Genomic DNA, 26,749 nt, shown 5'->3' with positions numbered 1-26,749 from the left:
TACAGGACGTACATGACGTTATGATGGGGGTATGGCCTACGAGATTCCGGTGACGCAAGCCAGGGCTGAGCTCGCCGACCTGATCAACCGGGTGGTGTACGGCGGTGAACGCGTCGTCGTGACACGGCACGGAAAGCCCCTCGTCGCCCTGGTCTCCGCCGCTGACCTGGAGCGCCTGGAGGAGCTGCAGGAAGTCCCGGAGCCTGCCGAGGAGCCGGTGATCAGCTCGGTCTCCACCGTCCGAGAGGTGGCGTCCGCTCCCCGCGAACAGCAGCGCTTCGGCATCGCGGCGCACCACCGCGGGACCGGCGCCTCCTAGGCGAAGCAAAGACCGTGCACCCCCGTCCGCTACAGCGGGGGTGCACGGTCGGCCCGGTGCGCCGGAGGGTCAGCCGACCGGGGCGAGGCTCCGCTCGGCGGCGGGCTCGGTGGTCTTCGCCCGCGCCTTGAGCGCATGGCCCAGCAGTACGGCGCCCAGGCCCACCAGGGCCCACCAGGTGAGCGTCAGTGCGGGGCCGGTCGCCGCCGCGCCGTCGAAGAACGACACCGAGCGGAGCAGGGTCGTCTCCGCGCCCGGCGGCAGCCACTGTCCGATCGTGCCGACCGGCTCGGGCAGCAGTTGCGGGGCCGAGGGTGCACCGGAGAAGGGGTTGCCGAAGAGCATCACGGTACCCGCGGCGATTCCCATGCCGGCCCGGCCGAACAGGGCGCCGAGCCCTGCCACCGCGGCGCTCACGGCCAGCGTCGCCAGGCCCAGTACACCGGCCTCCGCCCGCCAGTTGCCGGTGAGCACCCCGAGCCAGCTGTGCGCGATACCGGCCGCGGTCGCGCCGACCAGAGCGGCGGTCCCGATCAGCGCGGCCACGGCGCGCAGTCCGCGCAGTCCCGCCATGGTCACCACCGAGCCGGCCGCGATGGCGGCCAGGGCCAGCGGTAGCACGGCGGCGTTCAGGGCCGCGCCGCGCGGGTCGTTCGCCGGGGCGGCCACGACGTCGACCGTACGGATCTGCGTGCCCCGGGCGGACGCCTGCCGGCCCACCGCCTGCTGCAGCAGCTGCGCGACCGTCGGGCCCGCGGCCGAGGCGGTGAGTAGCTCGGGGCCCTGGGGTGTGACGACGACCGCGCCGTATACGGTCCGGTCCGCGATGGCGTCCCGGGCGGCGGCCTCATCGGCGTAGCGGTGGATCTCGAACGCGCCCTTCTTCTGCTCCAGCTGCTTCTCCACCTGGGCCGTCGCGGCCGTGGGGCCGGCCACGCCGAGCGGCAGGTCGCGGGGCGCGGTGCGCGCGGCGGGCCAGGCGAAGGCCCACAGTGCCAGGGCTGCGAGCAGCGGGACGAGGACGACGACCGCGATCAGACGGCGGCGGTGCGCCGTTGTGGGGGTAGCGGAGGCGGTGCCTCGACGGCGCCGCGCTCTGCTTCGCACGCAACGGCTTCCACGCCACGTCCATGCAGGACGTGCTGAAGGAGGCCGACCTCTCCGCGGGTGCCGTCTACCGCTACTTCAGCGGCAAGGAGGAGCTGATCGCCGCGATCGTCGCCGAGGTGCTCGGCCAGGTCCACCAGGGCTTCGAGGAGGAGGCCGACAGCAGCCCGCCCCTGCCTCCGGACCTCCTGGTGTCGTCGGTGCTCGGCCGCGTCCTCGCGACCAAGGAGTCGCTGACCGTGGACGGGCGGCCCGCCTTTCCGGGGCTCGTCATCCAGGTGTGGGCGGAGACCCTCCGCAACGAGGAGCTCACGGCCCTGCTGCGCGAGGGCTACGGCGCGGTGCAGGAGACCTGGGGACGGATCGTCGAGGCGTACCAGGAAGCCGGGACGATGCCGTCGGACGTGTCCCCGGACGACGTGGCCCGCACGATGATGGCCGCCGCGATGGGCTTCCTCGCGCAGCAGGCCCTGTTCGGGCCGGCTTCGAGCGACGTCCTGCGAGACGGTCTACGGGCGTTGATGAGCGTGCAGGATCACGGTGCGGTTAACTTGCTTGAAACTCGGTCCAACTAGCCTGCCGATCCACGCCACCAGGGACTTTGCCCCGTGGCCGCGGCAACCGGACCCCGCACGGTCCGGGTGAGGACTGTGAGGTGGGACGTGCAACTGACCCCGCACGAGCAAGAGAGACTGCTCATCCATGTGGCGGCCGACGTCGCCGAGAAGCGCCGGGCCCGCGGGCTCAAGCTCAACCACCCCGAGGCGGTCGCCCTCATCACCTCGCACATCCTCGAAGGCGCCCGTGACGGCCGGACGGTCGCCGAGCTCATGGCGTCCGGGCGCAAGCTCCTGACCCGGGACGACGTCATGGAGGGCATCCCCGAGATGATCCACGACGTCCAGGTCGAGGCGACCTTCCCGGACGGCACCAAGCTCGTCACCGTCCACGACCCGATCGTCTGAGGGGGCCTCGATGATTCCCGGCGAGATCCTGTTCGCGGACGAGCCCGTTGTCTACAACGAGGGCCGCGAGGTCACCCGGCTGACCGTGCTCAACGCCGCCGACCGGCCCGTCCAGGTCGGCTCCCACTACCACTTCGCCGAGGCCAACCCCGGCCTGGACTTCGACCGCGCCACCGCCCGCGGCAAGCGGCTCAACATCGCCGCGGGTACGGCCGTGCGCTTCGAGCCCGGGATCCCCGTCGACGTCGAACTCGTCCCGCTGGCCGGCGCCCGTGTGGTGCCCGGGCTGCGCGGGGAGACCGGAGGTGCCCTCGATGCCTGAGATCTCGCGTGCCGCGTACGCCGACCTGTTCGGCCCCACCACCGGTGACCGCATCCGGCTCGCCGACACCGATCTGATCGTCGAGATCGAGGAGGATCGTTCCGGCGGACCCGGACTCGCCGGTGACGAGGCCGTGTTCGGCGGCGGCAAGGTCATCCGGGAGTCCATGGGCCAGTCGCGTGCCACGCGCGCGGAGGGCACCCCGGACACCGTCATCACGGGTGCGGTGATCATCGACCACTGGGGCATCGTCAAGGCCGACGTCGGCATCCGCGACGGCCGGATCACCGGGATCGGCAAGGCCGGCAATCCCGACACCATGGACGGCGTCCATCCCGACCTGGTCATCGGGCCCGAGACCGAGGTCATCGCAGGCAACGGGCGGATCCTGACCGCCGGCGCCATCGACGCGCACGTCCACTTCATCTGCCCGCAGATCGCCGACGAGGCGCTGTCCGCCGGCATCACCACCCTGGTGGGCGGCGGCACCGGACCGGCCGAGGGCTCCAAGGCGACCACGGTCACGCCCGGCCCCTGGCATCTCGCGCGGATGCTGGAGGCGATGGAGCAGTACCCGCTCAACATCGGCTTCCTCGGCAAGGGCAACACCGTCTCGCAGGAGGCGATGCTGTCGCAGATCCGCGGCGGGGCCCTGGGCCTCAAACTGCACGAGGACTGGGGCTCCACGCCCGCCGTCATCGACGCCTCGCTGACCGTGGCCGACCAGACGGGTATCCAGGTCGCCATTCACACGGACACGCTCAACGAGGCCGGGTTCGTGGGCGACACGCTCGCCGCGATCGGCGGGCGCGGCATCCACGCCTACCACACCGAGGGTGCGGGCGGCGGGCACGCGCCGGACATCATGACCGTGGTCTCCGAGCCGCATGTGCTGCCGAGCTCGACCAACCCGACGCGGCCGTTCACCGTGAACACCGCCGAGGAACACCTCGACATGCTGATGGTCTGCCACCACCTCAACCCGGCGGTGCCGGAGGACCTGGCGTTCGCCGAGTCGCGGATCCGGCCGTCCACCATCGGCGCGGAGGACATCCTGCACGACCTGGGCGCCATCTCCATCATCTCCTCCGACGCCCAGGCCATGGGACGCGTCGGCGAGGTCGTCATGCGGACCTGGCAGACGGCGCATGTGATGAAGCGGCGGCGGGGAGCGCTGCCGGGTGACGGGCGCGCGGACAACCGGCGGGTGCGGCGGTACGTGGCCAAGTACACGATCAATCCGGCGCTCGCGCAGGGACTTGCCCGCGAGGTCGGGTCGGTGGAGACCGGAAAGCTCGCCGACCTCGTGCTGTGGGAGCCCGCGTTCTTCGGGGTCAAGCCGCACCTGGTCGTCAAGGGCGGGCAGATCGCCTACGCGCAGATGGGCGACGCCAACGCGTCCATCCCGACGCCGCAGCCGATCCTGCCGCGGCCGATGTACGGGGCGATCGGGCGGGCACCCGCCTCGAACTCCTTCAACTTCGTGGCGCCGCTCGCCATCGAGGACGGGCTGCCGGAGCGGCTCTCGCTCGGCAAGCGGTTCGTCGCGATCGACTCGACGCGTGGGGTCACCAAGGCCGACATGCGGGAGAACGACGCGCGGCCCCGGGTGCAGGTCGACCCCGACAGCTTCGCCGTACACATCGACGGGGAGCTCGTCGAGGCGACGCCCGCTGCCGAACTGCCCATGGCCCAGCGGTACTTCCTGTTCTGATGACGCTCCCTGTTCTGATGACTTTCCTGATGGCGTGGTCGTGATGTCGCGGGCAGCTCTTCTCGTTCTGGCCGACGGACGCTTTCCCGCCGGAGGGCATGCGCACTCCGGCGGGGCCGAGGCAGCCGTCAAGGCCGGGCGGATCACTGGAGCCGCGAGCCTGGAGTCCTTCTGCCGGGGGCGGCTGCACACCGCGGGGCTGGTCGCGGCCTCGCTCGCGGCCGCCGCCGTGCTCGGCGTGGATCCTGTGGCCCTGGACGCGGCCGCGGATGCGCGGACGCCGTCGCCTGCGTTGCGGGTCGCCGGGCGGAAGCTGGGCCGGCAGCTGATGCGGGCCGCTCGCGCTGCCTGGCCCTCGGGTGAACTCGATGCGCTGGCACGGGAGTTTCCCAAGGGCGCGCATCAGGCGGTGGTGCTCGGGTTGGCCGCGCGGGCGGCGGGCTTGGAGGCCGTGGATGCGGCCTACTGTGCGGCGTACGAGAGTGTCAGTGGGGCGGCGAGTGCGACCGTGCGGTTGTTGAGCCTTGATCCGTTCGATGCGACGGGGGTGCTGGCTCGGCTGGCGCCGGAGGTGGATCTTGTCGCGGATCGCGCGGTGGAGGCGGCGCGGGGGGTTGTCGACGAGGGGGTCGATGCGTTGCCTGCGGCTTCTGCGCCGTTGCTGGAGATTTCCGCGGAGGTGCATGCCGCCTGGGCTGTGCGGTTGTTCGCCTCGTAGGCCCGCGGCGGAGCCGCTGATGGATGCAGCGCGCCCGGAGCCCCTGCCCGTTCCCGACCCTGGGGCTTTGCCCCCAGACCCCCTGTATCGGCCTGAACGGCCTCGTCCTCAAATGCCGGACGGCCTGGGATGCGCCGGACGCTGAAGTATTGGAGCCGTAGTCATGCATCTGGATCACACTCACGACGGGCCTGCCGCCGTCAGCGCCGACGCCCGGCGTCCCGACGGATCGCGGCGCGCGCTGCGGATCGGGCTCGGCGGGCCTGTCGGGTCCGGCAAGACCGCCACCGTTGCGGCGCTGTGCCGGGCCCTGCGCGACGAGCTTTCCCTCGCCGTCGTCACCAATGACATCTACACCCGCGAGGACGCCGAATTCCTGCTCCGGGAAGCCGTGTTGCCTCCCGAGCGGATCACTGCCGTGGAGACGGGGGCCTGTCCGCACACCGCGATCCGGGACGACATCTCGGCCAATCTGGAGGCGGTTGAGGATCTGGAGGACGAGGTCGGGCCGCTGGCTCTGATCCTGGTCGAGTCCGGTGGGGACAACCTCACCGCGACCTTCTCCAAGGGGCTCGTCGACGCCCAGATCTTCGTCATCGATGTGGCCGGTGGTGACGACATTCCGCGGAAGGGCGGGCCGGGGGTGACCACGGCCGATCTGCTCGTCGTCAACAAGACCGACCTCGCGCCGTACGTCGGCTCCGACCTCGGGCGGATGGCCGCCGACGCCAAGGCGCAACGTGCCGAACTGCCCGTCGTCTTCCAGTCGCTGAGGAGCGAGGCCGGGGTGACGGACGTCGCAGGGTGGGTGCGGGCGCAGCTCGCCGCGTGGACGGCGTGACCGTGAGCGGGGTGCGGGCCACCGCCCGGATCGTCGCCCGGGAGGACGGCAGGGGCGGTACGGCCCTGCCCGTGCTTCAGGGGGAGGGGCCGCTCGCGCTGCGGCGGACGCGGGGCAGTGGCGCCGAGGCCCGCGTCATGCTCGTCGGGGCGATGAGCGGGCCGCTCGGCGGGGACGAGTTCGCCGTCGAGGCCGAGGTGGGGAGCGGGGCACGGCTGAGGGTCGGGTCGGCCGCCGCCACCATCGCGCTGCCCGGGCAGTCCAAGGGCGAGGCACGCTACGACGTGCGGCTCGACGTCGCTGACGGCGGCGAACTGGAGTGGCTGCCCGAGCAGTTGATCTCCGCGCACGGCAGCGACCTGTATGTCAGGACGCGGGTCGAGCTGGGCGATGCCGCTCGGCTCGTGCTGCGCGAGGAGCAGGTGCTCGGGCGGGTCGGGGAGCAACCCGGGCGGCTGACCAGTCGTCTTACGGTGTGTGTCGAGGGGCGGGTGATCCTCGACCAGGAGCTGGCCTGCGGGCCCGGAGCGCCGGGCGGGTGGGACGGTCCGGCCGTGCTGGGCGGGCACCGGGCCGTGGGGCAACTGGTCGTCGTACGACCCGAGTTCGGGGTGGAGCCCGTGGCGGCCCGGGTGCTGGGGGAGGGGGCCGTGGTGATGCCGCTCGCCGGGCCCGCCGTGCTCGTCAGCGCGGTGGCGGCCGATGCCCTGCGGCTGCGGCGGGTGCTGGACGAGGCGCTGGCCGCTGTGGCGTGAAATTCCGCTGAGCGGGACAACGGTCACCGTTTATCGGATTGGTAAAGAAGGTCAACGACCCCTGTTCTCGGCATGTTCACAGCCGAAAGGATCGCCCCTGACAATCGCAATGACGTTGGGGGAGGTCCCACTTGAGGGATATGAGACGAAAGAAGCGGGCCACCGCGCTCGGCTCGGCCGGTGTGCTCGCCGCGGCGACGCTCATAGCCGGCGCCGTCGCGGCGCCGAGTGCCAGCGCGACCGCCGGCTCGCGGCCCGCCAAGGACCGCGAGGCCCGAGGTGCGGCCATCGCGGCCGAGCGGGCGGCGAAGGCCGGGATCGACTGGCAGGACTGCCCCGCCGACTGGGGTTTCGAGAAGCCCATCCAATGCGGGTACGTCAGCGTCCCGGTCGACTACGCGCATCCGTACGGCAAGCAGATCAAGCTGGCCGTCGACCGCATCGGCAACACGGGGACGAAGGAGGAGCGCCAGGGTGCGCTCGTCTACAACCCGGGTGGCCCCGGCGCTTCCGGCATGCGCTTCCCGCGTCGGGTCACGACCAAGAACCCGGTGTGGGTCAACGTGGCCAAGGCGTACGACTTCGTGGGCTTCGACCCGCGCGGTGTCGGCCACTCCGCGCTGATCTCCTGCATCGACCCGCAGGAGTTCGTGAAGGCGCCCAAGGCCGACCCGGTGCCGGACTCCGAGGCCGAGAAGCTGGCCCAGCGCAAGCTGGCCGCCGAGTACGCCAAGGGCTGCGCCGAGCGCACCGGCAAGGCGATGCTCTCGCAGATGACCACGCCCAACACGGTGCGCGACCTGGATGTCATCCGTGCCGCGCTCGGTGAGAAGAAGCTCAACTACCTGGGCGTCTCCTACGGCACCTACATCGGCGCCGTCTACGGCACCATGTTCCCGGGCCATCTGCGCCGCATGATCGTGGACAGCGTCGTCAACCCGTCGCGGGAGAAGATCTGGTACCAGGCCAACCTGGACCAGGACGTCGCCTTCGAGGGCCGCTGGAAGGACTGGGAGGACTGGGTCGCCGCCAACGACGCCGCCTTCCACCTCGGCACCACGCGCGACGCGGTCCAGGCGAAGTGGCTGGAGCTGCGCGCCACCGCCAAGAAGAGCCCCCTCGGCGGGGTCGTCGGCCCGGCCGAGCTGATCTCCTTCTTCCAGAGCGCCCCGTACTACGACTCCTCGTGGGTGCCGGTCGCCACGGCGTTCAGCAAGTACTTCGCCGGCGACACCAAGGCGCTGGTCGACGCGGCCGCCCCGGACATGTCCAACACGGCGGGCAACATCACCGCGGAGAACGGCAACGCCGTCTACACGGCCGTCGAGTGCACCGACGCCAAGTGGCCCACCAGCTGGAAGAAGTGGGACAGGGACAACACCGAGCTCAACAAGAACTACCCGTTCATGACGTGGGCCAACGCCTGGATGAACCTGCCGTGCGCCACCTGGCCGGTCAAGCAGCAGACCCCGGTGAACGTCAAGACCCACAAGGGCCTGCCGCCGGTCATGATCGTGCAGTCCACGCGTGACGCCGCCACCCCGTACGACGGCGCCGTCGAACTGCACAACCGCTTCCAGGGCTCCCGCCTGATCACCGAGAAGGACGCGGGCTCGCACGGTGTGACCGGCCTGGTCAACCCGTGCATCAACCAGAAGGTGGACGACTACCTCCTGAGCGGCAAGCTGGACTCCGCGGACGTGACCTGCACCCCGCACGCCACGCCCAAGCCGTAACCGGCAGCGATACGAAGTGAGGGGCGGCCGGAACACTCCGGCCGCCCCTTCCTCGTGCTCAGCTCGTCCTAACCCAGTGGCATCCGCGGGAGGCGGCGCGCCTTCTTCTCCGCCGCGCCGGCCGCCTCGGCCTGCTGCGCCTTGGCGACGGCCGCGTACTCGTCGACGTACTCCTGCTCGGAGAGCTTCAGAATCGCGTACATGATCTCGTCGGTGATGGCCCGCAGGATCGCCTTCTCGTTCTCCATGCCGGCGTAGCGGGAGAAGTCGAGGGGCTTGCCGAAGCGGATGACGACCGGGTGGATGTTCGGGATGACCTTGCCGGGCGGCTGCGCCTCGAAGGTGCCGATCATCGCGCAGGGGATGACGGGCACCTGGGCCCGCAGGGCCATCACCGCCACCCCGACCTTGCCCTTGTAGAGGCGACCGTCGTGCGAGCGGGTGCCCTCCGGGTAGATGCCGAGCAGTTCGTTCTTGCGCAGCACGCCGAGGCCCTCTCGGATGGCGGCCTGGCCCGCCTCCTTGCCGGTGCGGTCGACCGGGATCTGCCCGGCGCTGCGGAAGAAGGTCGCGGTGAGGCGGCCCTTGATGCCGGGACCGGTGAAGTACTCCTTCTTCGCGAGGAAGGTGATGCGGCGCTTGAGGATGGCCGGCATCAGGAAGTGGTCCGAGAAGGACAGGTGGTTGCCGGCGACGATCGCCGGACCTTCGGCAGGTACGTGTTCGAGGCCTTCGATGCGAGGCCGGAAGACCAGTCTCAGCAGAGGTCCCAACAACACGTATTTGAGCACGTAGTAGAACAAAGGGTCGCTCCTCACTCCGGCGGATCGCCTGTGCCGCCGCGTTCCAGCAGGTCAACCGGCGTGTCGTGGGATCGCCAGTCTATGTGCAGGCGCAGTTCGCCGGAACACGGCGGACGCCGCGTCGCGCGCGTGGGGACAACTGCCGCACCAGCCTCCAGTTACCGACCGGTAGACAGCAACCTGATGGCACATCATGGCGCGATCGCGTTCAACTGCTGGCGGACGCCCGGCCCTTGCGGCGCACCACCCCGTCTGCTCGCTCACAGCCGCACGATGACCAGGGCGGTGTCATCGGTCGCACCTCCCGGCGGCAGCAGCTCCAGCAGGACCGCGTCGGCCAGCCGTTCCGGGTCCTCGGTGCGGTGGCGGGCCAGCGAGTCGGCGAGGCGGGCCAGTCCGGTGTCGATGTCCTCGCCTCTGCGTTCGACCAGACCGTCGGTGTAGAGGACGAGGGTGGCGCCCTCGGCGTACCGCGTGCAGGCCTCGGGTCTGGGCATCGGGTCGGGTCGGGCGTCGAGCGGCGGGTCGGTGGCCTGGTCGAGGAACTCGATACGGCCGTCTGCGTGGACGAGGACCGGCGGAAGGTGGCCGGCGCTGCTGTAGGTGATGGTGTGCTCGTCGAAGTCGATGAACGTCGTGACGGCGGTGGCGGACTCGGCGCCGTCGACCACGTTCGCATACCGGCCCAGGACGTTCAGCGCCTCGCCCGGGCCCTTGGCGACCCGGGAGGCGGCGCTCAGCGCGCTGCGCAGCTGGCCCATGACCCCGGCGGCTGCGAGCCCGTGTCCGACCACGTCGCCCACCGCCACGCCGATGCGATGGCCGCCCACCAGGTCGACCAGGTCGTACCAGTCCCCGCACACGTTGAGTGAGCCGACGGCGGGCCGGTAGCGCACGGCGGCGTGCTGGTGGCCGGCCTGCCGGCGGGCGGGCAGCATCGCCTCCTGCAGTGCGATGGCCACCTCGCGCTCGCGGGCGTGGGCCTGCCGGAGCCGCTCGTTGAGGTCCTGCAGTTCGCGGGCGCGGGTGTACAGCTCGGCCTCGAGCACCCGGGCCCGGCTGCCGCGCGGGCTGCCCCTGGCCTTGATCAGCTCGGTGACCTCCTCGACGCGGTGCACCAGCAGCACCACCTTGCCGTCCGGGCCGAGCACCGGCGCGTTGACCGGGCTCCAGTAGCGCTCCTCCCACTCGCCGGGCCGGTCGGGGCTCTCGACGTCGTAGCGCTGCAGGGCCATGGCGTCGCGCTCGCCGGTCTCCAGCACCCGCTGCAGCGAGGCCGCCAGATTGCGCATGCCGGAGGCCGTGGAGTCGTTCGGGTTGTCGGGGAAGACGTCGAACAGATAGTGGCCCACCACATTTTCGCGGGTGCGCCCGGCATTGTGCAGGAACTCCTCGTTGGCGTCGGCGAACACCAGCTCGGGCGTCAGCAGCGCCACCATCCCCGGCAGGCACTGGAACACTGCCGCGTAGTCGATCGCCCCATCGTTCATGGCTGCCGCCTCATCGCCGGGTTCACGCCATTTTCCCATGTGATGCGGTGTATGTGCGGTATCGGTGTGTCAGGCCGGGGGATCCGTCAGGGACTGCTCGGCCCAGATGACCTTTCCCTCGGGGACGAAACGGGTGCCCCACCGCTCGGTGAACTGCGAGACCAGAAGGAGCCCGCGGCCGCCCTCGTCGGTGGTGCGCGGATGGCGCAGATGGGGTGCGGTGGCGCCGCCGTCGGAGACCTCGCAGATCAGAGCGCGTTCCCTGATCAGGCGGAGCCGGATGGGGCCTTCGGCGTGCCGGATGGCGTTGGTGACCAGCTCGCTGACCACGAGTTCCGTGGTGAAGGCCAGCTCCTCCAGGCCCCACTCGGTCAGCTGCCGGGTGGCTTCCTTGCGGGCGTCGGCGACGACGGCCGGGTCCGCGGGCAGGTCCCAGTCGGCTACCTGGTCGGCGCCCAGCAGCCTGGTGCGGGCCATCAGCAGGGCCACGTCGTCGTCCGGGCGGTCCGGGATCAGCGTGTCGACCACGGCCCGGCAGCGCAGGTCGAGGGAGGGTGCGATCCGCTCCAGGGCCCGGCGCAGCCGGTCACGGTCCGCGTCGACCGGACGGTCGTCGTCCTCGCGGGCCAGCAGCCCGTCGGTGTGCAGGACGAGCGTGCTGCCCTCGGCGAGGGCCAGCTCCACCGCCTCGAAGGGCCGCCCGCCCACGCCGAGCGGCGGCCCCTGCGGCAGGTCCACGAAACTGACACTGCCGTCGGGCAGGACGACGGCGGGTGCGGGGTGGCCCGCGGCGGCCATCGTGCACTGTCCGTCGACCGGGTCGTAGATGACGTACACACAGCCGGACCCCGCGACCTGCACGTCGACGCCCTCCGGATCGCCGAGCTCCTCTCGGCCGGTCCGAGCGACCAGGTCGTCCAGGTGCGCGAGCACCTCCTCGGGCGGCAGATCCTGCGCCGCCAGGGTGCGTACGGCGGTCCGCAGGCGCCCCATGGCCGCCGCGGCGTCTATGCCGTGCCCCGGCACCTCGCCCACGACGAGGGCGACGCGGGCGCCCGACAGCGGGATGAGGTCGTACCAGTCGCCGCCCAGGCCGGTGAGCTCGTCGGCCGGCCGGTAGCAGGCGGCCACCTCCACGGCGTCCTGATCGGGCAGCCGACGGGGGAGCAGGCTGCGCTGCAGCACCAGGGCCGCATTGCGTTCGCGGGCATAGCGGCGGGCGTTGTCCACGCAGACCGCGGCCCGCGAGACCAGGTCCTCGGCCAGGCTGAGGTCGTCCTCGTCGAAGGGCTCCTGAGGCCGGCGCCGGAAGAACGTGGTGACGCCGAGGGTGACGCCCCGCGCGCGGATCGGCACGATCATCACGGTGTGCAGATCCAGCTCCAGGAACGTGGCCGTACGGTCGCCGGCCCACTCCCGGGCCAGCGGGTCGAGCCGCTCCTCGCGCCAGGACAGACCGGTGGCCAGGCAGCGGATCGGGGGCGATCCGGGGAGATAGGTGGCCACCGCGCCGATCTCGACGACGGCTTCGGGGACGCCCGGGTTCACCGACTGGTGTCCGGCCCGCCGCAGGGGCACCGCCTCCGTGGGGCTGAGCGGCCCGGCCGGGGGTTCCGCGCCGCGCAGCACCCACTCCAGCAGGTCGACGCAGACGAAGTCGGCGCAGCCCGGCACGGCCACGTCGGCCAGCTCCTGGGCGGTCCGCACGATGTCCAGGCTGCGGCCGATCTGCTCGCCGGCCCGGTCGAGCAGGGCCAGCCGCTGCCGGGCGCGGTGCCGCTCGGTGATGTCGACGACGGTGTAATAGACGCCCATCGGGTGGCCGTGGTCGTCCTCGAGGCGGGTGAAGGACATCATGTGCGCCGTCTCCTGGAGCGGTGCCGAGCGCACACGGCCGACGTGCTCGTAGCCGACCACCGGCTGCCCGGTCTCCAGCACGCGCCGCATCTGCGTCTCGATGCCCTCGGAGTCGATGCCCGGCTGGATCTCCGCCAGCCGCCGACCCAGCCGCTCCCCTGGGGAGCCGCCGCCGAACCGCTCCAGGGCCGCGTTCGACCAGACGCACCGCAGATTCGCGTCCACGACCGCTATGCCGACGGGCGAGCCGGTCACCATCTGCTCCAGCACCGCGCGGCTCATGTCCCAGCCGCGTGCTCCGGCCATGTCGGAGAGCAGCACCAGCCAGTGGGCCCCGCCGCCGGGCCCCACCGCCGGAGTGATCCGGACCATTACGCGGACCGGGTGCCCGTCCTTGTGCCGGGCGGTCAGCAGCCCGGCCCAGCCGCCGTCCCTGCGGCACCGCTCGGCCACCTCGGGCACCCGTGCGGCGTCCTCCGTGGCCAGCAGGCCGGTCACCGGGGTGCCGACCACCTCGGGGGCGGTGTAGTCCAGCAGCCGCCGGGCGTCCCGGGTCCAGCTGGTCACCACGCCCTGGGCGTCGAGCAGCAGAGGCGCGGCATCGGCCACGTCGAACCGCTGCCGGGCAAGGTCCTGCTCCTCGTCAGTGCCCACGGCCGACCTCTCTGTCGCTGAGAGTGGTCTACCACCTCTTGTCCCCATCTTCACCCTCCGGGCAATCGGTGAGGACGCAGAGAAGAGCGGGGGGCGGAGTCCGGCCGCCCCCCACCCCGGTCAGGAACCCAGGACCTTCTCCAGTGCGCCGATCGCGGACTCCAGCTCCTCGCCGGTGATGGTCAGCGGCGGCGCCAGCCGAATGGTGGAGCCGTGGGTGTCCTTGACCAGGACCCCCTCGCGCTGGAGGCGTTCGCTGATCTCGCGGCCGGTGCCGATGGCCGGGTCGACGTCGACGCCCGCCCACAGGCCGCGGGCGCGGAAGCCGGCGACGCCCTTGCCGACCAGGGCGGCCAGGCCACCGCGCAGGACCACGCCCAGCTCGGCGGCCCGGCGCTGGTACTCGCCCGTCTCCAGCAGTTCCACGACGGCCGTGCCGACAGCGGCGGCGAGGGGGTTGCCGCCGAACGTCGAACCGTGCTCGCCCGGCCGCAGCACGCCGAGCACGTCCCGGCGGGCGACCACCGCGGACACCGGGACGATGCCGCCGCCCAGCGCCTTGCCCAGCAGCAGGACGTCCGGGACGACGCCTTCGTGCTCGACGGCGAGGGTACGGCCGGTGCGGCCGAGGCCCGACTGGATCTCGTCCGCGATGAACAGACAGCCCTTGCGGCGGGTCAGCTCCCGCACTCCCGTCAGATAGCCCTCGTCGGGGATGACGACACCCGCCTCGCCCTGGATGGGCTCGATGAGCACGGCCGCGGTCGTCTCGTCGACCGCCGCCTCCAGCGCCGCCAGGTCGTTGTACGGCACGATCCGGAAGCCCGGCGTGAACGGGCCGAAGCCCGCCCGTGCGGTCTCGTCCGTGGAGAAGCTGACGATCGTCGTCGTACGGCCGTGGAAGTTCTCCGCCGCGACCACGATCGTCGCCCGGTCGGCGGGGACGCCCTTGACCTCGTACGCCCACTTGCGGGCCACCTTGATGCCGGACTCGACCGCCTCGGCGCCCGTGTTCATCGGCAGCACCATGTCCAGGCCGGTCAGCTCGGCCAGCCGCTCGGCGAACTCGGCGAGCCTGTCGTTGTGGAAGGCGCGCGAGGTGAGCGTGAGGCGGTCCAGCTGGCGGTGGGCCGCCTCGATCAGCGCGGGGTGGCGGTGGCCGAAGTTGAGGGCCGAGTAGCCGGCCAGCATGTCGAGGTAGCGGCGGCCCTCGACGTCCTCCACCCAGGTGCCCTCGGCACGCGCGACGACCACGGGCAGCGGGTGGTAGTTGTGCGCCAGGACCGGTTCCTCGGCGCGGATCAGCTCGGCGGACGAACGCGTGGTCACGGGAGCGGTCATGAACGGATCTCCTGAGTGCAGCACTTGATGCCGCCGCCTGCCTTGCGGAACTCGGACAGGTCGACGGGCACGGGGACATAGCCGCGGCCGGCGAGGGCGGTGGCGAGGGACTCGGCCTGGGGCGCGATGAAGACGTTGCGGCCGTCGGAGACGGAGTTGAGACCGAAGGCCAGCGCGTCGTCCAGGGTGGCGAGCACCGCGTCCGGATACAGCCGCGCCAGCACCTCCCGGCTGCCCGGGGAGAAAGCCTCCGGGTAGTAGGAGATGTTGTCGTCGTCCAGGACGAACAGCGCGGTGTCCAGATGGTAGAAGCGCGGGTCCACCAGCGTCAGGCTGATCACCGGGTGGCCGAAGAACTCCTGCACCTCGCGGTGCGCCTCGCGGGTCGTACGGAACCCGGTGCCGGCCAGGACGTAGCGGCCCGTCCAGACCAGGTCGCCCTCGCCCTCGCAGACGGCCTCGGGGCGGTGGACGTCGAAGCCGGCCGCCTTGAACCAGGTGTCGTAGTGGGTGGACTCCGGGCGCCGCTCGGGCGCGTGGAAGAGGGAGCCGAAGACGCGGCCGTCGACGACGACCGCCGAGTTCGCGGCGAAGACCATGTCCGGGAGGCCGGGGGCCGGCTCCAGGGTGTCGACGGTGTGGCCATGGGTCCGGTAGGCGCCGATCAGCGCCTGCCACTGCTCCTGGGCCAGGTCCACGTCGACGCGGACATCGGGTTGCATCCAGGGGTTGATCGCGTACTGCACGGCGAAATGTCTGGGTTCGCAGACGAGGAAGCGCCGCCGGCGCGGCACACGGGAATCGGACACAGAGGGGTTCCTCCGCTTCCTGCGGTGTCGAGGGTGGGTTGACACCAAGGTAGGAAGTGACGGAGTAAAGCGACAAGGAACGAGAATTGCGTGTCCGCGCAGGAATGCTGCGTCTTGGACCGGTTATACGCAGCGCCGCTGCGCGTTCGGACGTTTATTCGGGGGCGGGCTGGGTCGCGCCCGCCTCTGGGCTCTCCGGGAGCAGATGGGACAGCACCATCACGCTGATCGTCTTGCGGATGAAGGGCTCGATGCGGATCCGCTCCAGGACCTCCTCGAAGTGGTCCACGTCCCGCGCCCGTACGTGCAGCAGCGCGTCCGCGCCGCCGGTCACCGTCATCGCCGCCGTGATCTCCGGATGGTTGCGGACCACCTCCGCGAGCCGCCGCGGCGGGGCCGCGCCCTCGCAGTACACCTCGACGTACGCCTCCGTGCGCCACCCGAGCGCCGCCGGCTGCACCGTGGCGGTGAACCCGGTGATCACGCCCGTCTCGCGCAGCCGGTCCACGCGCCGCTTGACCGCCGTGGACGACAGCCCGACGGCCGCACCGATCTCGGCGAAGCTCGTCCTGGCGTTCGCCATCAACGCGGTGATGATCTTCCGGTCGAGCTCGTCGAAGGGGGCCGGCCTGCTGTTCATGTCGGCACTGTATCCAGCACGGACGTCCACACCACGGCACATGTCCACAGGTGCGGATTCCACCTACACTCCGGGTTCATGCTGCGCGCCCTCGCCGTCGACGACGAACGCCCCTCGCTGGAGGAACTGCTGTATCTGCTGAACGCGGACCCCCGCATCGGCAGCGCGGAGGGCGCAGGCGACGCGACCGAGGCGCTGCGCCGCATCAACCGGGCGCTCCAGTCCGGTCCGGGCGGTCCCGAGGCCATCGACGTCGTCTTCCTCGACATCCACATGCCCGGCCTCGACGGCCTCGACCTGGCCCGGCTGCTGACCGGGTTCGCCCAGCCGCCGCTGGTCGTGTTCGTCACCGCCCACGAGGACTTCGCCGTACAGGCATTCGACCTCAAGGCCGTCGACTACGTCCTCAAGCCCGTCCGCAAGGAACGCCTCGCGGAGGCCGTTCGCCGCGCCGCCGAACTGACGGGCAACACCCCGCGCATCCCCGTGCACGAGCCCGACCCCGACCAGATTCCGGTCGAACTCGGCGGTGTGACGCGCTTCGTCGCCGTCGACGACATCACCCACGTCGAGGCCCAGGGCGACTATGCCCGTCTGCACACCGACAGGGGCAGCCACCTCGTACGGATCCCGCTGTCCACCCTGGAGGAACGCTGGCGCTCCCGCGGCTTCGTCCGCATCCACCGCCGTCACCTGGTCGCTCTGCGGCACGTCGGTGAACTCCGTCTGGACGCGGGCACGGTGAGCGTCCTGGTCGGCGCCGAGGAACTGCAGGTCAGCCGCCGCCACGCACGCGAACTGCGGGACCTGCTGATGAGGAGGCCGTAGCCGTGCCCAGCCAGGACCCCGCCGAGCGGCGCGTCGTCGTGACCGGCCCGCCGCGCCGCACCCTCCCCCACGCTCGGCTTCGCTCGCGCGGGCGGTACCCCCATGCCTCCGGCTACTACCGCCCGCGCACCGAGATCGACGAGCAGACCACCCTCGGGCACACCTACGTCCGCTCCCTCATGCGCACCCAACTCCGTGCCGCACTCGCGGTGTTCGCGTTCCTCGGCCTGCTGATCGGCCCGCTGCCCCTGGTCTTCGCCGCCACACCGGACGCCCGCCGACTGCAGTGGGTGATCCTCGGCTTCTGCCTCTACGCCCCGATGGTCCTGCTCGCCCTGTGGTACGTCCGGCGCGCCGAGCGCAACGAACGGGACTTCGTGCGCCTCGTCGAGGACCGCTGAACGAGGACCGATGAACGAGGACCGATGAACTCCAGTTATGCCGTCCCCGCCGTCGCCCTCGTGGTCGTGGCGACCGTCCTGGTCGGCGCCTTCGGCCTGCGCATCTCCCGTACCACCTCCGACTTCTACGTCGCCTCCCGCACCGTCGGCCCCCGCCTCAACGCGGCCGCCATCAGCGGCGAGTACCTCTCCGCCGCCTCCTTCCTGGGCATCGCGGGCCTGGTCCTGGTCCAGGGCCCCGACATGCTCTGGTACCCGGTCGGCTACACCGCCGGCTATCTGGTCCTGCTGCTGTTCGTCGCCGCCCCGCTGCGCCGCTCCGGCGCCTACACGCTGCCCGACTTCGCCGAGGCCCGGCTGGCCTCGCAGGGGGTACGGCGGCTGGCCGGGGCGTTCGTCGTCGGCGTCGGCTGGCTGTATCTGCTGCCCCAACTCCAGGGCGCGGGGCTGACGTTGACGGTGCTGACGGGTGCGCCCGGCTCGCTCGGCGGGCTGATCGTGGCCGTCGTCGTGGTCGCCACCGTCGCCGCCGGCGGGATGCGCAGCATCACCTTCGTCCAGGCCTTCCAGTACTGGCTCAAGCTCACCGCCCTGCTGGTGCCCGCCCTGTTCCTGGTCCTCGCCTGGCAGGGCGACGGCGCGCCCCGCCACGCCTTCGAGGAGCCGGCGACCCTCCGTGAGCAGCGCGTCGTACGCGTCGACGACAGCCTCGACCTGAAACTGGACCGGCCGCTGACCGTCACCGTGACCGGCACGGTCGACGGCCGCACCCACGACGGCGGACGGATCCGACTGCCCCCCGGCACCCACCACATCGAGCGGGGCACCCGGCTGGCCTTCGCCAAGGGCGCCACCGTCCCGGCCGCCGACCGCGGCACCAACGGCGGCATGTCGACCTCGCTGGCCTCCAGCCGCGAGGAACGCCCGCTCTACGCCACCTACGGGCTGATCCTCGCCACCTTCCTCGGCACCATGGGCCTGCCGCACGTCGTCGTCCGCTTCTACACCAGCCCGCACGGCGTCGCCGCCCGCCGCACCACCGTGGCCGTGCTCGGACTGATCGGCGCCTTCTACCTCCTGCCGCCCCTGTACGGCGCCCTCGGCCGCCTCTACACCCCCGAACTCACCCTCACCGGCGACGCGGACGCCGCCGTCCTGCTGCTGCCCGACCGCATGATCGGCGGCGTGGGCGGCGACCTGCTGGGTGCGCTGGTGGCGGGCGGCGCCTTCGCCGCGTTCCTGTCCACGGCGTCCGGGCTGACCATGGCCGTGGCCGGGGTGCTCACCCAGGACGTCCTGCCGACGCGCGGAGTACGGCACTTCAGGCTCGGCACGGTGCTCTCGATGGCGGTGCCGCTCGCCGCCAGCGTCATCGTCGGCGGGCTTCCCGTCGCCGATGCCGTCGGGCTGGCCTTCGCGGTGTCCGCGTCGTCCTTCTGCCCGCTGCTCGTCCTCGGCATCTGGTGGCGCAGGCTGACCCCGCCGGGCGCGGCCGCCGGGATGCTGACCGGCGGCGGTTCGGCGTTCCTGGCGGTGGCCGCGACGATGGCGGGCTTCCCGGGCACGGGCCCGCTGCACGCCTTACTGGCCTGGCCCGCCCTCTGGTCGGTGCCGCTGGGCTTCCTCACCATGGTGCTGGTGTCCTTGGCCACCCCGGGCCGCGTGCCGGGCGGCACGGAGGCGATCCTGGCGAGGTTCCATCTGCCGGAGGAGCTGCGCGCGGAGGTGAAGGCGTGAGCGGATTCCTCGCCGGACTGTGCGTGGCCGTCCTGCCGCTGCTGGCCGGCGGGTTCTGGCTCGGCCGGCGTACGGCACGCCCCGAGAGCCTCGGCGGACTCGGCACCCCGGTCGAGCACGCCACCTTCCAGACCCTGCACACCGCCTCCCTGGCCGCACCCCCGCTGCGGGCCGGACTGACCGAGGAGACCGCACGCAAGTCCGCCCGCCGGCTGCGCACCCTCCTCGGCACGGACGCCCTGTGCCTGACGGACCAGAAGGAGGTCCTGGTCTGGGACGGCGTCGGCGGCCACCACCGCGGCGAGATCATGGAACGCCTCGCCGGACCCCTGGAGACCGGCCGCGGCGAGGCCTTCCCCCTCAAGTGCCCCGACCCGGACTGCCAGGTGCGCTGGGCGGTCGTCGCCCCCCTCACCGTCGACGACCGCGTGCACGGCGCCCTGGTCGCCTGCGCCCCCCGCGAGTCCGCCGTCCTCGTCCGGGCCGCCGGAGAGGTCGCCCGCTGGGTGAGCGTCCAGCTGGAGCTGGCCGATCTCGACCAGTCCCGCACCCGTCTGATCGAGGCCGAGATCAAGGCACTGCGCGCCCAGATCTCCCCGCACTTCATCTTCAACTCGCTCGCGGTGATAGCCAGCTTCGTCCGCACCGACCCCGAACGCGCCCGCGAACTCCTTCTGGAATTCGCCGACTTCACCCGCTACTCGTTCCGCAGGCACGGCGACTTCACCACCCTCGCCGACGAACTGCACGCCATCGACCACTACTTGGCGCTGGTGCGGGCACGCTTCGGCGACCGCCTCTCCGTCACCCTGCAGATCGCCCCCGAGGTGCTCCCGGTCGCCCTGCCCTTCCTGTGCCTGCAGCCGCTCGTCGAGAACGCCGTCAAACACGGCCTGGAGGGCAAGGCGGCGCCCGCCGGCAAGAGCCACATCAGCATCACCGCGCAGGACGCCGGCGCCGAGGCCCTGGTCGTCATCGAGGACGACGGCGCCGGAATGGACCCCGACCTGCTGCGCCGCATCCTCGCAGGCGAGGTCAGCCCGTCGGGCGGCATCGGACTGTCCAACGTCGACGACCGCCTGCGCCAGGTCTACGGCGACGACTACGGGCTCGTCATCGAGACCGCCGTGGGAGCAGGCATGAAGATCACCGCCAGGCTGCCGAAATACCAGCCGGGAGTGCACTCGGCCGGGCGGCTGAGCGAGGAATGAACGGCACGTGCTGCGGAAGTGTCACGTGCTGCGGGAGGCGACCATCCCGAGGGTGAGCAGACCCAGCACGACCCAGCCGAACCACAGCCAGCCGTTGGAGCCGAGGGCCACCGTGTAGGCGGTCACCACGACCAGGCCGCCGACCGTGATCGCCCCCATCGCCTTCGTAGAACCGTCCGTAGAACCGGGCATCGCAACACCCTCCTCAGGATTCGTCCCCCTCCATGGTGCCCCCGTTCTGCATCCGTACGGTGCAGACGACGAAATGCGTGCCCGACCTCCAGGCGCCCTGGCTGCTCCAGGAACCGGAGGTGTACACCGACGGATCGAAGCCGTAGTCCCGCGGCGGCACGTCCTTCGCACAGGCCGCATCCGACTGCGTACGGGCCTCGGTGAGCGTGACGTCCCTGCCCAGCCGGGTGAAACCGAGCACCTGCTCGTCGTGCGGGCCGCTGCAGGACACCAGCCGGGCGGCCCGGTCGGAGCGGGTCTGCAGACAGTCACGGCGCTGCATGTTCGCCGTGTCGGTGAAGTCCGAGCCGACCTTGCGCCGATCGCCGAGCGGCCCGTAGACCGGCCCGTGCGCGCCCAGCACCACACAGGCGGTGCGCCGCCCCGCGGCCTCGAACCCGGCCCCGGTGGGTACGACGGCGACGCTGCGGACGTCCGCCAGCCGCTCCCGGATCTCCTGCGTACGCTCCTCGCACCGGGTGGGCCCCAGCTTGCGCGCCTCGTCCGCGGACGCGGCCGACGCGAACGCCATCACCTGCCCGTCGGGGGTCTGGTCCCGGCAGGACGGATCCGGCCTCAGCCGCGGCACCCCCTGGAAACGGTCGCCCGGCCAGTCCGCGAGCACGCACTCGCCGTCCTTGAGCGGGGCGGAAAGCCCCACGGCCGAACCGTACGGCGAGGCCGTCCCGTCGCCGCCGCTCTTCTGGTGCGCCACGGCGTACCAGACCCCGCCCAGGGCCAGCACCAGACCGAGCGAGGCGGCGAGGACCGCCCGCAGCGCCCGTGGGAGCTCGCGGCGACGGTGGGCGGGACCGGACGCGGACGCGACGACCGGCCCGAAGCCGTTCGTCCCGGGCCCCGGCGGAAAGGGAGCGGCTGTGGGCCCGGCCCAGGGCGGCTGCGAACCCGGGTCGGTCTGCGTCCGGGCGTACGCCTCGGCCTGCGGCGTGACGATCCGCGACAGCGCAGCCTCCGCCTCCGGCGCGGACGGTCGCCGCCCCGGATCCTTCTCCAGCAGCGCCTGCAGTACGGGGCCCAGCGCACCGGCGCGCAGGGCCGGACGCGGCTCCTCCATGACCACCGCGGTGACCTCGGCGAGGTGCGACTCGCGCTCGAAGGGGCCGTGGCCCTCGACGCCGTGGTAGAGCGTGCAGCCCAGCGAGAACAGGTCGGCGGCCGGGGTCGGCGGCCCGCCCGTGGCCCGTTCCGGCGCCAGATAGCCCGACGTCCCCACCAGCACGGACGCCAGCGTGTACCGCGTCTCGCCGGCGTCCGGCTGCACCGAGATGCCGTAGTCGGTGAGCAGGATGCGTCCGTACGGCGCCCCGGAGCGGTCCGGGGCGAGCAGGATGTTCGCCGGTTTCACGTCCCGGTGCAGGACGCCCCGCTCGTGCCCGGCGGTCAGCGCGTCCAGTACGGCCAGCCCGATGCGGGCGCACTCGGCGGGCGCGAGGGGGCCGCGCGTCTCGACCAGCTCCTTGAGGTCGACGGCGCCCGCCACGTACTCCATGACGATCCAGGGCAGCCCCTCGTGCTCCAGCACGTCGTGCACCGTGACCACATGCGGGTGGCCGCGCAGTCCCGCCGCGTGCCGGGCCTCCGCGCGGGCCCGCGCGACCCGGGCCTCCCGCTCGTCGCCGGTCGGGTCCGGGTCCCGGAACGCGATCTCCTTGAGCGCGACCTCGCAGGCGAGTCTCTGGTCGTGGGCGAGCCACACATGGCCCATGCCACCGCTGCCGAGCCGGTTCAGCAGCAGATAGCGGCCGGCGATGACCCGGCCCACTCCCGACGTGGGTGATCCTGAATGCATCCGGTGACTCCCCGGTTCTGCGGAGGCGCTACGTGATCGCGATCGAGGCGGGCCCCGAGCTCGCGGGCTCACGCGTGGCAGGTGCGCTGCTCGCCGACCCGCCGGTGGCCGGAGCGCTCGTGGTCCCGGGCGGCGGGGCGCTCGTGGTGACCGGTTTGCCGGGCGGGGGCGCGCTGCTGGTGACCGGGGCGCTGGTCGTCGCGGGCGAACCGGTCGTCGGCGGCGGCGAACTGGGCGGCGCGCTCGACGGGGGCGCCTTGGAACGGGGCGGCGCACTCGACGACGACGCGGGGCCGCTGCCCGACGGCGACGGCGACGACGGCGATGCCGGTGACGACCGGGACGACGACGGCGAGGACGGCGGCGCTGTGGACGGCGGCCCCGACGTCGAGGGCGGCGGGGGAGCGGTCGCCTCGTGAGACGTCCCCCCGGCCACGCTCAGCGTCACGTACGCCCCGAACCCCAGCCTGCTCCCCGGCGGCGGGTCCGACGCCGTCACCCGCGCGTCGTCGGGCGGTCGTGCCTTGCCGTCGTATCCGGCCGCGAGCCCCGCGTCGGCCAGCCGCCGGCTCGCATCCCCGAACGTCGTCCCGGCGAGCCGGGGCACGGCCCGTTCCCTGCGCGTCTCGAAGGTCTTGTCGTGCGCCCCCGTCGTGCCGACCGGCCGGTCGATGCCCACGGCGGGATCGCCGACGTCGACCAGAACGAGCCGCTGCATTTTCCGGGAGGCCGGCTGCACGGCCACCACGGAGGAGCGCTGATATCCCCGCCACTTCTCGTTCCCGTCCCCGAACTTGACCGAAATCCTGTCTGTGTCACCCGTGAAGGGACGCAGTGGATTTCCGCACGAGCACTTCACAGCCGGAAGTCCCTGTTCATCGACGAGTACGGCGATTCCCGCCTCCAGCAGGGAGTTGAAGGGAACAGCCTTTCCCTTCTTGTAGTCGTGATTCTGCACGAGCGTGTCGTGACGCAGGAGAACTGGAGTGAGCCGGTCCAGGTATCCCGGAATCTCATCCGTGGTGATGTCCAGCGCAGTCGCCCACGCCTGCGCCTTCTGATGATTCCTGGGGTCCGTGAGGAATGCCTTGAGCTGCTTGACATCGCAGATGGTCGGCTTCCTCGTGCCCCCGTACAGACCGGGCGTGTCCCCCTGCTGCAGACTCCCCTGCACCCTCTGCGGCCTGATCGCGGCGTCATGGCCCAGCCCGCTGCCCTCGTCGAAGAAAGGCGCGAGGGAGGGAACTCCCGCGGCCACCGCCTTCACGACGAGCAGCGGTGTACTTCGATCACAACCGCTGAGCGCCAGTACGAAAACGAGCAGGACGGCGACCTTGCGAATCGCCGATTTCCCGGCCCCTTGCATAAATGCGTGAAGTGTCATCACCGCTCCCCCCGGCGGTTCCCCCCATGCACTTCATGCTACTGAATGCTTTCGAATGACGAGGCCTTCAACGCCCGCGTGCGTTCAATGAGGCCAAATAGGCGTTGTATGCCTCGAGTTCCTTGTCGCCGTCACGGTCGGCAGCCCGGTCCTTGCGGCGGGCCTGTCGCTGCTCGGAGCCGTACCACTGGAACAGCAGGGCGAGCAGCACCAGCACGGAGGGGATCTCGCTGAACGCCCAGGCGATGCCGCCCGCCGCGGTCTGGTCGGAGAGCGCCTCGATGCCGAGAGAGGCGGGTGGGTTCTTGAACGTCTCCACCATCGGCGTCGAAGCCATCATCAGGGCGATGCCGAAGAACGCGTGGAACGGCATGCCCGCGAACAGCTCCAGCATCCGCATCAGATAGCCCGGCCGCTGCGGTCCGGGGTCCACCCCGATGATCGGCCAGAAGAACACGACGCCCACGGCGAGGAAGTGCACCATCATCGCGATGTGCCCCGCCCTGGAGCCCATCAGGAAGTCGAAGATCGGGGTGAAGTACAGCGCGTACAGGCTCGCGATGAACAGCGGAATGGTGAACGCGGGATGCGTGATGATCCGCATGTACCGGCTGTGCAGCAGCATCAGCAGCACTTCGCGCGGCCCCCTGCGGCCGTTGCCCGCGGTCGGCAGTGCGCGCAGGGCGAGCGTGACGGGCGCGCCGAGCAGGATCAGGATCGGCGACAGCATGCTGATGATCATGTGCTGCACCATGTGCACGCTGAACATGACCATGCCGTAGTCGTTGAGCTTCGTGCACATCACGAGCCCGATGGTCAGCACACCGAGGACGAACGACACCGTCCGCGCCGCCGACCACCTGTCCCCGCGCCGCCGCAGCCGCACCACGCCGTACGCGTACAGCCCGAGCCCCACCAGGCAGGCCACGAGGAAGAACGGGTCCGCCGACCACTGAAGACCCCGCCCCAGCGTGAACGGCGGCAGATCCATGGTCATGCCGTGCCCGCTGTGATCCATCCAACGGCTCCTGATTCGTGGGGGTTGTGCGCTGTCTGTCCGGACCCAGAGTAGAACCGCCCCCGGCCGCTGCTGCGACCGGGGGCGGACTCTTCAATTCCGTACGAGATCAAATGCGCACTACAGAACGCACTCCGCCTCGTCGTACCGCTCCGAGGGAACCGTCTTCAGCGTCTCGACGGCCTCCGCCAGAGACACCATCACGATGTCGGTCCCCCGCAGCGCGGTCATCTTGCCGAACTCGCCCCGGTGCACCGCCTCCACGGCGTGCCAGCCGAAGCGGGTGGCCAGCACACGGTCGTACGCCGTCGGCGTACCGCCACGCTGGACGTGCCCCAGGATGACCGGCCGGGCTTCCTTGCCCAGCCTCTCCTCCAGCTCGATGGAGAGCTGGCGGGCGATCCCGGCGAAGCGCTCGTGGCCGTAGATGTCCTTGCCGCCCTCGTCGAACTCCATGGAACCGGCCTTGGGCTTGGCGCCCTCCGCCGCCACCACGATCGCGAAGCGCTTGCCCGCCTCGAACCGCTCGCCGACCCGCCTGGCCAACTCCTCGATGTCGAAGGGCCGTTCGGGGACGACGATGGCGTGCGCGCCGGCCGCCATGCCGGAGTGCAGTGCGATCCAGCCGGTGTGCCGGCCCATGACCTCCACGACCAGGACGCGCTGGTGGGACTCGGCGGTGGTCTTCAGCCGGTCCAGAGCCTCGGTCGCCACGCCGACGGCCGTGTCGAAGCCGAAGGTGACGTCCGTGACCGCGATGTCGTTGTCGATGGTCTTCGGGACGCCGACGATCGGCAGTCCCCTGTCGTACATCAGCCGGGCCGCCTTCAGCGTGCCCTCACCACCGATGGGGATGATCGCGTCGAGGCCGAGTTCCTCGACGTGGCCCTTGGCCCGCTCCACGCCGTCGCGCAGATGCGAGGGCTGGACGCGGGAGGAGCCGAGGATGGTGCCGCCGCGGGCCAGGATGCCGCCCACCGCGTCGAGGTCGAGCTTGAGGTAGTCGCACTCCAGGAGGCCTTTCCAGCCGTCCCGGAAGCCGATGACCTCGTCGCCGTGGTCGACGACGGCACGGTGCACGACGGACCGGATGACGGCGTTCAGGCCGGGGCAGTCGCCGCCGGACGTGAGGACACCAATGCGCATAGCCCGAAAGAACCTTCTCAACGTGGGCCGGGACCGGACCCCGTCGTCCGGCACGAACCCCGCCACCCTAGCGGCAGGAGGGGGCGGGGCAGCAGCATGCGTCCGCCTGCTGGACGACCCCGCTCACCTGTGCGGACGGGGTGTCAGACGGGCTGGTGGAGCGGACCTTGCATCCAGGTGTCAGGCGGGCTGCTGGGCTGCTGCGATGCGCTCGTTGCGCAGGGCCTCGTACCAGCGGTCGTCGGTCGGGGGCAGCGCGTTCACATCGAGCGCCAGCTTCAGCAGCAGGTCGGCGATCAGCGGGTTGCGCGCCAGCACCGGCCCGTGCATGTACGTACCGAAGACGGTGTCGTTGAACGCGCCTTCCGTGCCGTCGCCCGTGCCGTTGCCGTTGCCCAGCTTGACCTTGGCGAACGGGCGGGCCGTCGGGCCGAGGTGGGTGACGCCCTGGTGGTTCTCGAAGCCGGTCAGCGGGGGCAGGCCCAGGCGCGGGTCGATGTCGCCGAGCACGTCACCGACGCAGCGGTCGCCCTCACCGCGTACCGAGACCACGTCCAGCAGCCCGAGGCCGGGCTCGCGCTGGCCGAGGTCGTTGATGAACTCGTGGCCGAGGATCTGGTAGCCGGCGCAGACCGAGAAGACGATCGCGCCGTTCTCCACGGCCCGGTGCAGTCCGCCGTCCCGGCGCAGCCGCTCGGCCGCGAGCCGCTGCGGACGGTCCTCGCCGCCGCCGATCAGGTAGATGTCGCCGGAGGTCGGGATCGCCTGGTCGCTGCGCACGTCGAGGCGTGCCACGTCGAGGCCGCGCTGCCGGGCGCGGCGCTCCACGACGAGGACGTTGCCCTGGTCGCCGTAGGTGGAGAGCAGGTCGGGGTAGATCCAGACGATCCGCAGTTGGTTGTCGCTCACAAA

Annotated in this window: 26 protein-coding genes and 1 pseudogene; 14 read left to right on the top strand and 13 right to left on the bottom strand. The window is 71.4% G+C overall.

Translation table 11 applies throughout. The features are described from left to right. Nucleotides 1-31: 31 nt before the first annotated feature. Nucleotides 32-319 (top strand): type II toxin-antitoxin system Phd/YefM family antitoxin, encoded by a 288-nt coding sequence (locus AB0N07_RS00790; RefSeq protein ID WP_365830643.1) that lies wholly within the window; start codon nucleotides 32-34, stop codon nucleotides 317-319. Nucleotides 320-388: 69 nt separating this feature from the next. Here AB0N07_RS00790 and AB0N07_RS00785 read toward each other — a convergent pair whose 3' ends face one another. Beyond that, nucleotides 389-1,357 carry an ABC transporter permease gene (locus AB0N07_RS00785; RefSeq protein WP_365830805.1) on the bottom strand — a complete coding sequence of 323 codons (969 nt, stop codon included), beginning with the start codon at nucleotides 1,355-1,357 and terminating at the stop codon, nucleotides 389-391. Nucleotides 1,358-1,449: 92 nt separating this feature from the next. Between AB0N07_RS00785 and AB0N07_RS00780 the strand changes: the two genes are divergently transcribed. From AB0N07_RS00780 to AB0N07_RS00745, 8 genes are all read left to right on the top strand, one after another. Next, nucleotides 1,450-2,001, top strand: coding sequence for a TetR/AcrR family transcriptional regulator (locus tag AB0N07_RS00780; RefSeq protein ID WP_365830641.1), 552 nt, complete (start codon nucleotides 1,450-1,452; stop codon nucleotides 1,999-2,001). A gap of 87 nt (nucleotides 2,002-2,088) precedes the next feature. Beyond that, entirely contained in the window at nucleotides 2,089-2,391 is a 303-nt protein-coding gene (locus AB0N07_RS00775; RefSeq protein ID WP_010355509.1) for an urease subunit gamma, read from the top strand. A 10-nt stretch (nucleotides 2,392-2,401) separates the two neighbouring features. Beyond that, on the top strand, nucleotides 2,402-2,713 hold the full coding sequence (locus AB0N07_RS00770; protein WP_365830639.1) for an urease subunit beta: 312 nt from the start codon (nucleotides 2,402-2,404) through the stop codon (nucleotides 2,711-2,713). After that, nucleotides 2,706-4,427, top strand: a complete 1,722-nt coding sequence (locus AB0N07_RS00765) for an urease subunit alpha (RefSeq protein ID WP_365830637.1) — start codon at nucleotides 2,706-2,708, stop codon at nucleotides 4,425-4,427. Before AB0N07_RS00770 ends, AB0N07_RS00765 begins: the two co-directional genes overlap by 8 nt. 43 nt (nucleotides 4,428-4,470) lie before the next feature. Beyond that, nucleotides 4,471-5,145, top strand: coding sequence for an urease accessory UreF family protein (locus tag AB0N07_RS00760; RefSeq protein WP_365830803.1), 675 nt, complete (start codon nucleotides 4,471-4,473; stop codon nucleotides 5,143-5,145). A 163-nt stretch (nucleotides 5,146-5,308) separates the two neighbouring features. Further along, nucleotides 5,309-5,986 carry an urease accessory protein UreG gene (gene ureG, locus AB0N07_RS00755; RefSeq protein WP_365830635.1) on the top strand — a complete coding sequence of 226 codons (678 nt, stop codon included), beginning with the start codon at nucleotides 5,309-5,311 and terminating at the stop codon, nucleotides 5,984-5,986. Continuing rightward, nucleotides 5,974-6,741, top strand: a complete 768-nt coding sequence (locus tag AB0N07_RS00750; protein WP_365830633.1) for an urease accessory protein UreD — start codon at nucleotides 5,974-5,976, stop codon at nucleotides 6,739-6,741. The genes ureG and AB0N07_RS00750 overlap by 13 nt, the downstream gene beginning before the upstream one ends. A gap of 131 nt (nucleotides 6,742-6,872) precedes the next feature. Then, entirely contained in the window at nucleotides 6,873-8,477 is a 1,605-nt protein-coding gene (locus AB0N07_RS00745; protein ID WP_365830631.1) for an alpha/beta hydrolase, read from the top strand. A 68-nt stretch (nucleotides 8,478-8,545) separates the two neighbouring features. On the opposite strand, the gene AB0N07_RS00740 is transcribed toward AB0N07_RS00745, so the two are convergent. The 6 genes from AB0N07_RS00740 to AB0N07_RS00715 form a co-directional block, all read right to left on the bottom strand. Then, entirely contained in the window at nucleotides 8,546-9,280 is a 735-nt protein-coding gene (locus AB0N07_RS00740; protein ID WP_365830629.1) for a lysophospholipid acyltransferase family protein, read from the bottom strand. Between the two features lie 260 nt (nucleotides 9,281-9,540). Then, nucleotides 9,541-10,770, bottom strand: coding sequence for a SpoIIE family protein phosphatase (locus AB0N07_RS00735; protein ID WP_365830627.1), 1,230 nt, complete (start codon nucleotides 10,768-10,770; stop codon nucleotides 9,541-9,543). Nucleotides 10,771-10,839: 69 nt separating this feature from the next. Continuing rightward, nucleotides 10,840-13,281 (bottom strand): SpoIIE family protein phosphatase, encoded by a 2,442-nt coding sequence (locus AB0N07_RS00730; RefSeq protein ID WP_365830625.1) that lies wholly within the window; start codon nucleotides 13,279-13,281, stop codon nucleotides 10,840-10,842. 120 nt (nucleotides 13,282-13,401) lie between these two features. Further along, nucleotides 13,402-14,622, bottom strand: coding sequence for an ornithine--oxo-acid transaminase (rocD, locus tag AB0N07_RS00725; protein WP_365830623.1), 1,221 nt, complete (start codon nucleotides 14,620-14,622; stop codon nucleotides 13,402-13,404). Continuing rightward, nucleotides 14,619-15,431, bottom strand: coding sequence for a dimethylargininase (gene ddaH, locus AB0N07_RS00720; RefSeq protein WP_365830621.1), 813 nt, complete (start codon nucleotides 15,429-15,431; stop codon nucleotides 14,619-14,621). The genes rocD and ddaH overlap by 4 nt, the downstream gene beginning before the upstream one ends. Before the next feature lie 154 nt (nucleotides 15,432-15,585). Next, entirely contained in the window at nucleotides 15,586-16,071 is a 486-nt protein-coding gene (locus AB0N07_RS00715; RefSeq protein WP_351479364.1) for an Lrp/AsnC family transcriptional regulator, read from the bottom strand. A gap of 78 nt (nucleotides 16,072-16,149) precedes the next feature. On the opposite strand from AB0N07_RS00715, the gene AB0N07_RS00710 reads away from it, so the two are divergent. The 4 genes from AB0N07_RS00710 to AB0N07_RS00695 are packed head-to-tail and all read left to right on the top strand — an operon-like array spanning nucleotide 16,150 to nucleotide 20,248. After that, entirely contained in the window at nucleotides 16,150-16,899 is a 750-nt protein-coding gene (locus AB0N07_RS00710) for a LytTR family DNA-binding domain-containing protein (protein WP_365830618.1), read from the top strand. A gap of 2 nt (nucleotides 16,900-16,901) precedes the next feature. Then, a complete protein-coding gene (locus tag AB0N07_RS00705; protein ID WP_365830616.1) occupies nucleotides 16,902-17,300 on the top strand; it encodes a hypothetical protein in 399 nt (132 codons plus the stop codon). Nucleotides 17,301-17,324: 24 nt separating this feature from the next. Next, nucleotides 17,325-19,037: a cation acetate symporter gene (locus AB0N07_RS00700; RefSeq protein ID WP_365830614.1), complete on the top strand. Its 1,713-nt coding sequence runs from the start codon at nucleotides 17,325-17,327 to the stop codon at nucleotides 19,035-19,037. Beyond that, nucleotides 19,034-20,248 (top strand): histidine kinase, encoded by a 1,215-nt coding sequence (locus tag AB0N07_RS00695; protein WP_365830612.1) that lies wholly within the window; start codon nucleotides 19,034-19,036, stop codon nucleotides 20,246-20,248. Before AB0N07_RS00700 ends, AB0N07_RS00695 begins: the two co-directional genes overlap by 4 nt. 21 nt (nucleotides 20,249-20,269) lie before the next feature. On the opposite strand, the gene AB0N07_RS00690 is transcribed toward AB0N07_RS00695, so the two are convergent. Then, nucleotides 20,270-20,440, bottom strand: coding sequence for a hypothetical protein (locus AB0N07_RS00690; protein WP_030928253.1), 171 nt, complete (start codon nucleotides 20,438-20,440; stop codon nucleotides 20,270-20,272). A 13-nt stretch (nucleotides 20,441-20,453) separates the two neighbouring features. Next, nucleotides 20,454-22,289 carry a protein kinase gene (locus tag AB0N07_RS00685; protein WP_365830610.1) on the bottom strand — a complete coding sequence of 612 codons (1,836 nt, stop codon included), beginning with the start codon at nucleotides 22,287-22,289 and terminating at the stop codon, nucleotides 20,454-20,456. 32 nt (nucleotides 22,290-22,321) lie between these two features. On the opposite strand from AB0N07_RS00685, the gene AB0N07_RS00680 reads away from it, so the two are divergent. Next, entirely contained in the window at nucleotides 22,322-22,708 is a 387-nt protein-coding gene (locus tag AB0N07_RS00680) for a hypothetical protein (RefSeq protein ID WP_365830813.1), read from the top strand. A gap of 71 nt (nucleotides 22,709-22,779) precedes the next feature. Here AB0N07_RS00680 and AB0N07_RS00675 read toward each other — a convergent pair. From AB0N07_RS00675 to AB0N07_RS00660, 4 genes and pseudogenes are all read right to left on the bottom strand, one after another. Then, a pseudogene (locus AB0N07_RS00675) lies at nucleotides 22,780-23,655 on the bottom strand (DUF6777 domain-containing protein); the annotation flags it as partial. 85 nt (nucleotides 23,656-23,740) lie between these two features. Next, on the bottom strand, nucleotides 23,741-24,691 hold the full coding sequence (locus AB0N07_RS00670; RefSeq protein ID WP_365830608.1) for a cytochrome c oxidase assembly protein: 951 nt from the start codon (nucleotides 24,689-24,691) through the stop codon (nucleotides 23,741-23,743). Between the two features lie 120 nt (nucleotides 24,692-24,811). Next, the gene (locus AB0N07_RS00665; protein ID WP_365830606.1) at nucleotides 24,812-25,837 is read right to left on the bottom strand and encodes a 6-phosphofructokinase; all 1,026 of its coding nucleotides are present in this window, start codon (nucleotides 25,835-25,837) and stop codon (nucleotides 24,812-24,814) included. A 180-nt stretch (nucleotides 25,838-26,017) separates the two neighbouring features. Further along, nucleotides 26,018-26,746, bottom strand: a complete 729-nt coding sequence (locus tag AB0N07_RS00660; RefSeq protein WP_365830604.1) for a glutamine amidotransferase — start codon at nucleotides 26,744-26,746, stop codon at nucleotides 26,018-26,020. Nucleotides 26,747-26,749: the final 3 nt, after the last annotated feature.

It is taken from the genome of Streptomyces sp. NPDC051172 (genome assembly GCF_040682555.1).
Lineage (GTDB): Bacteria > Actinomycetota > Actinomycetes > Streptomycetales > Streptomycetaceae > Streptomyces.
The sequence above is the reverse complement of the archived record's forward strand: the minus strand, read 5'-3'. Positions and strand labels throughout refer to the sequence as shown.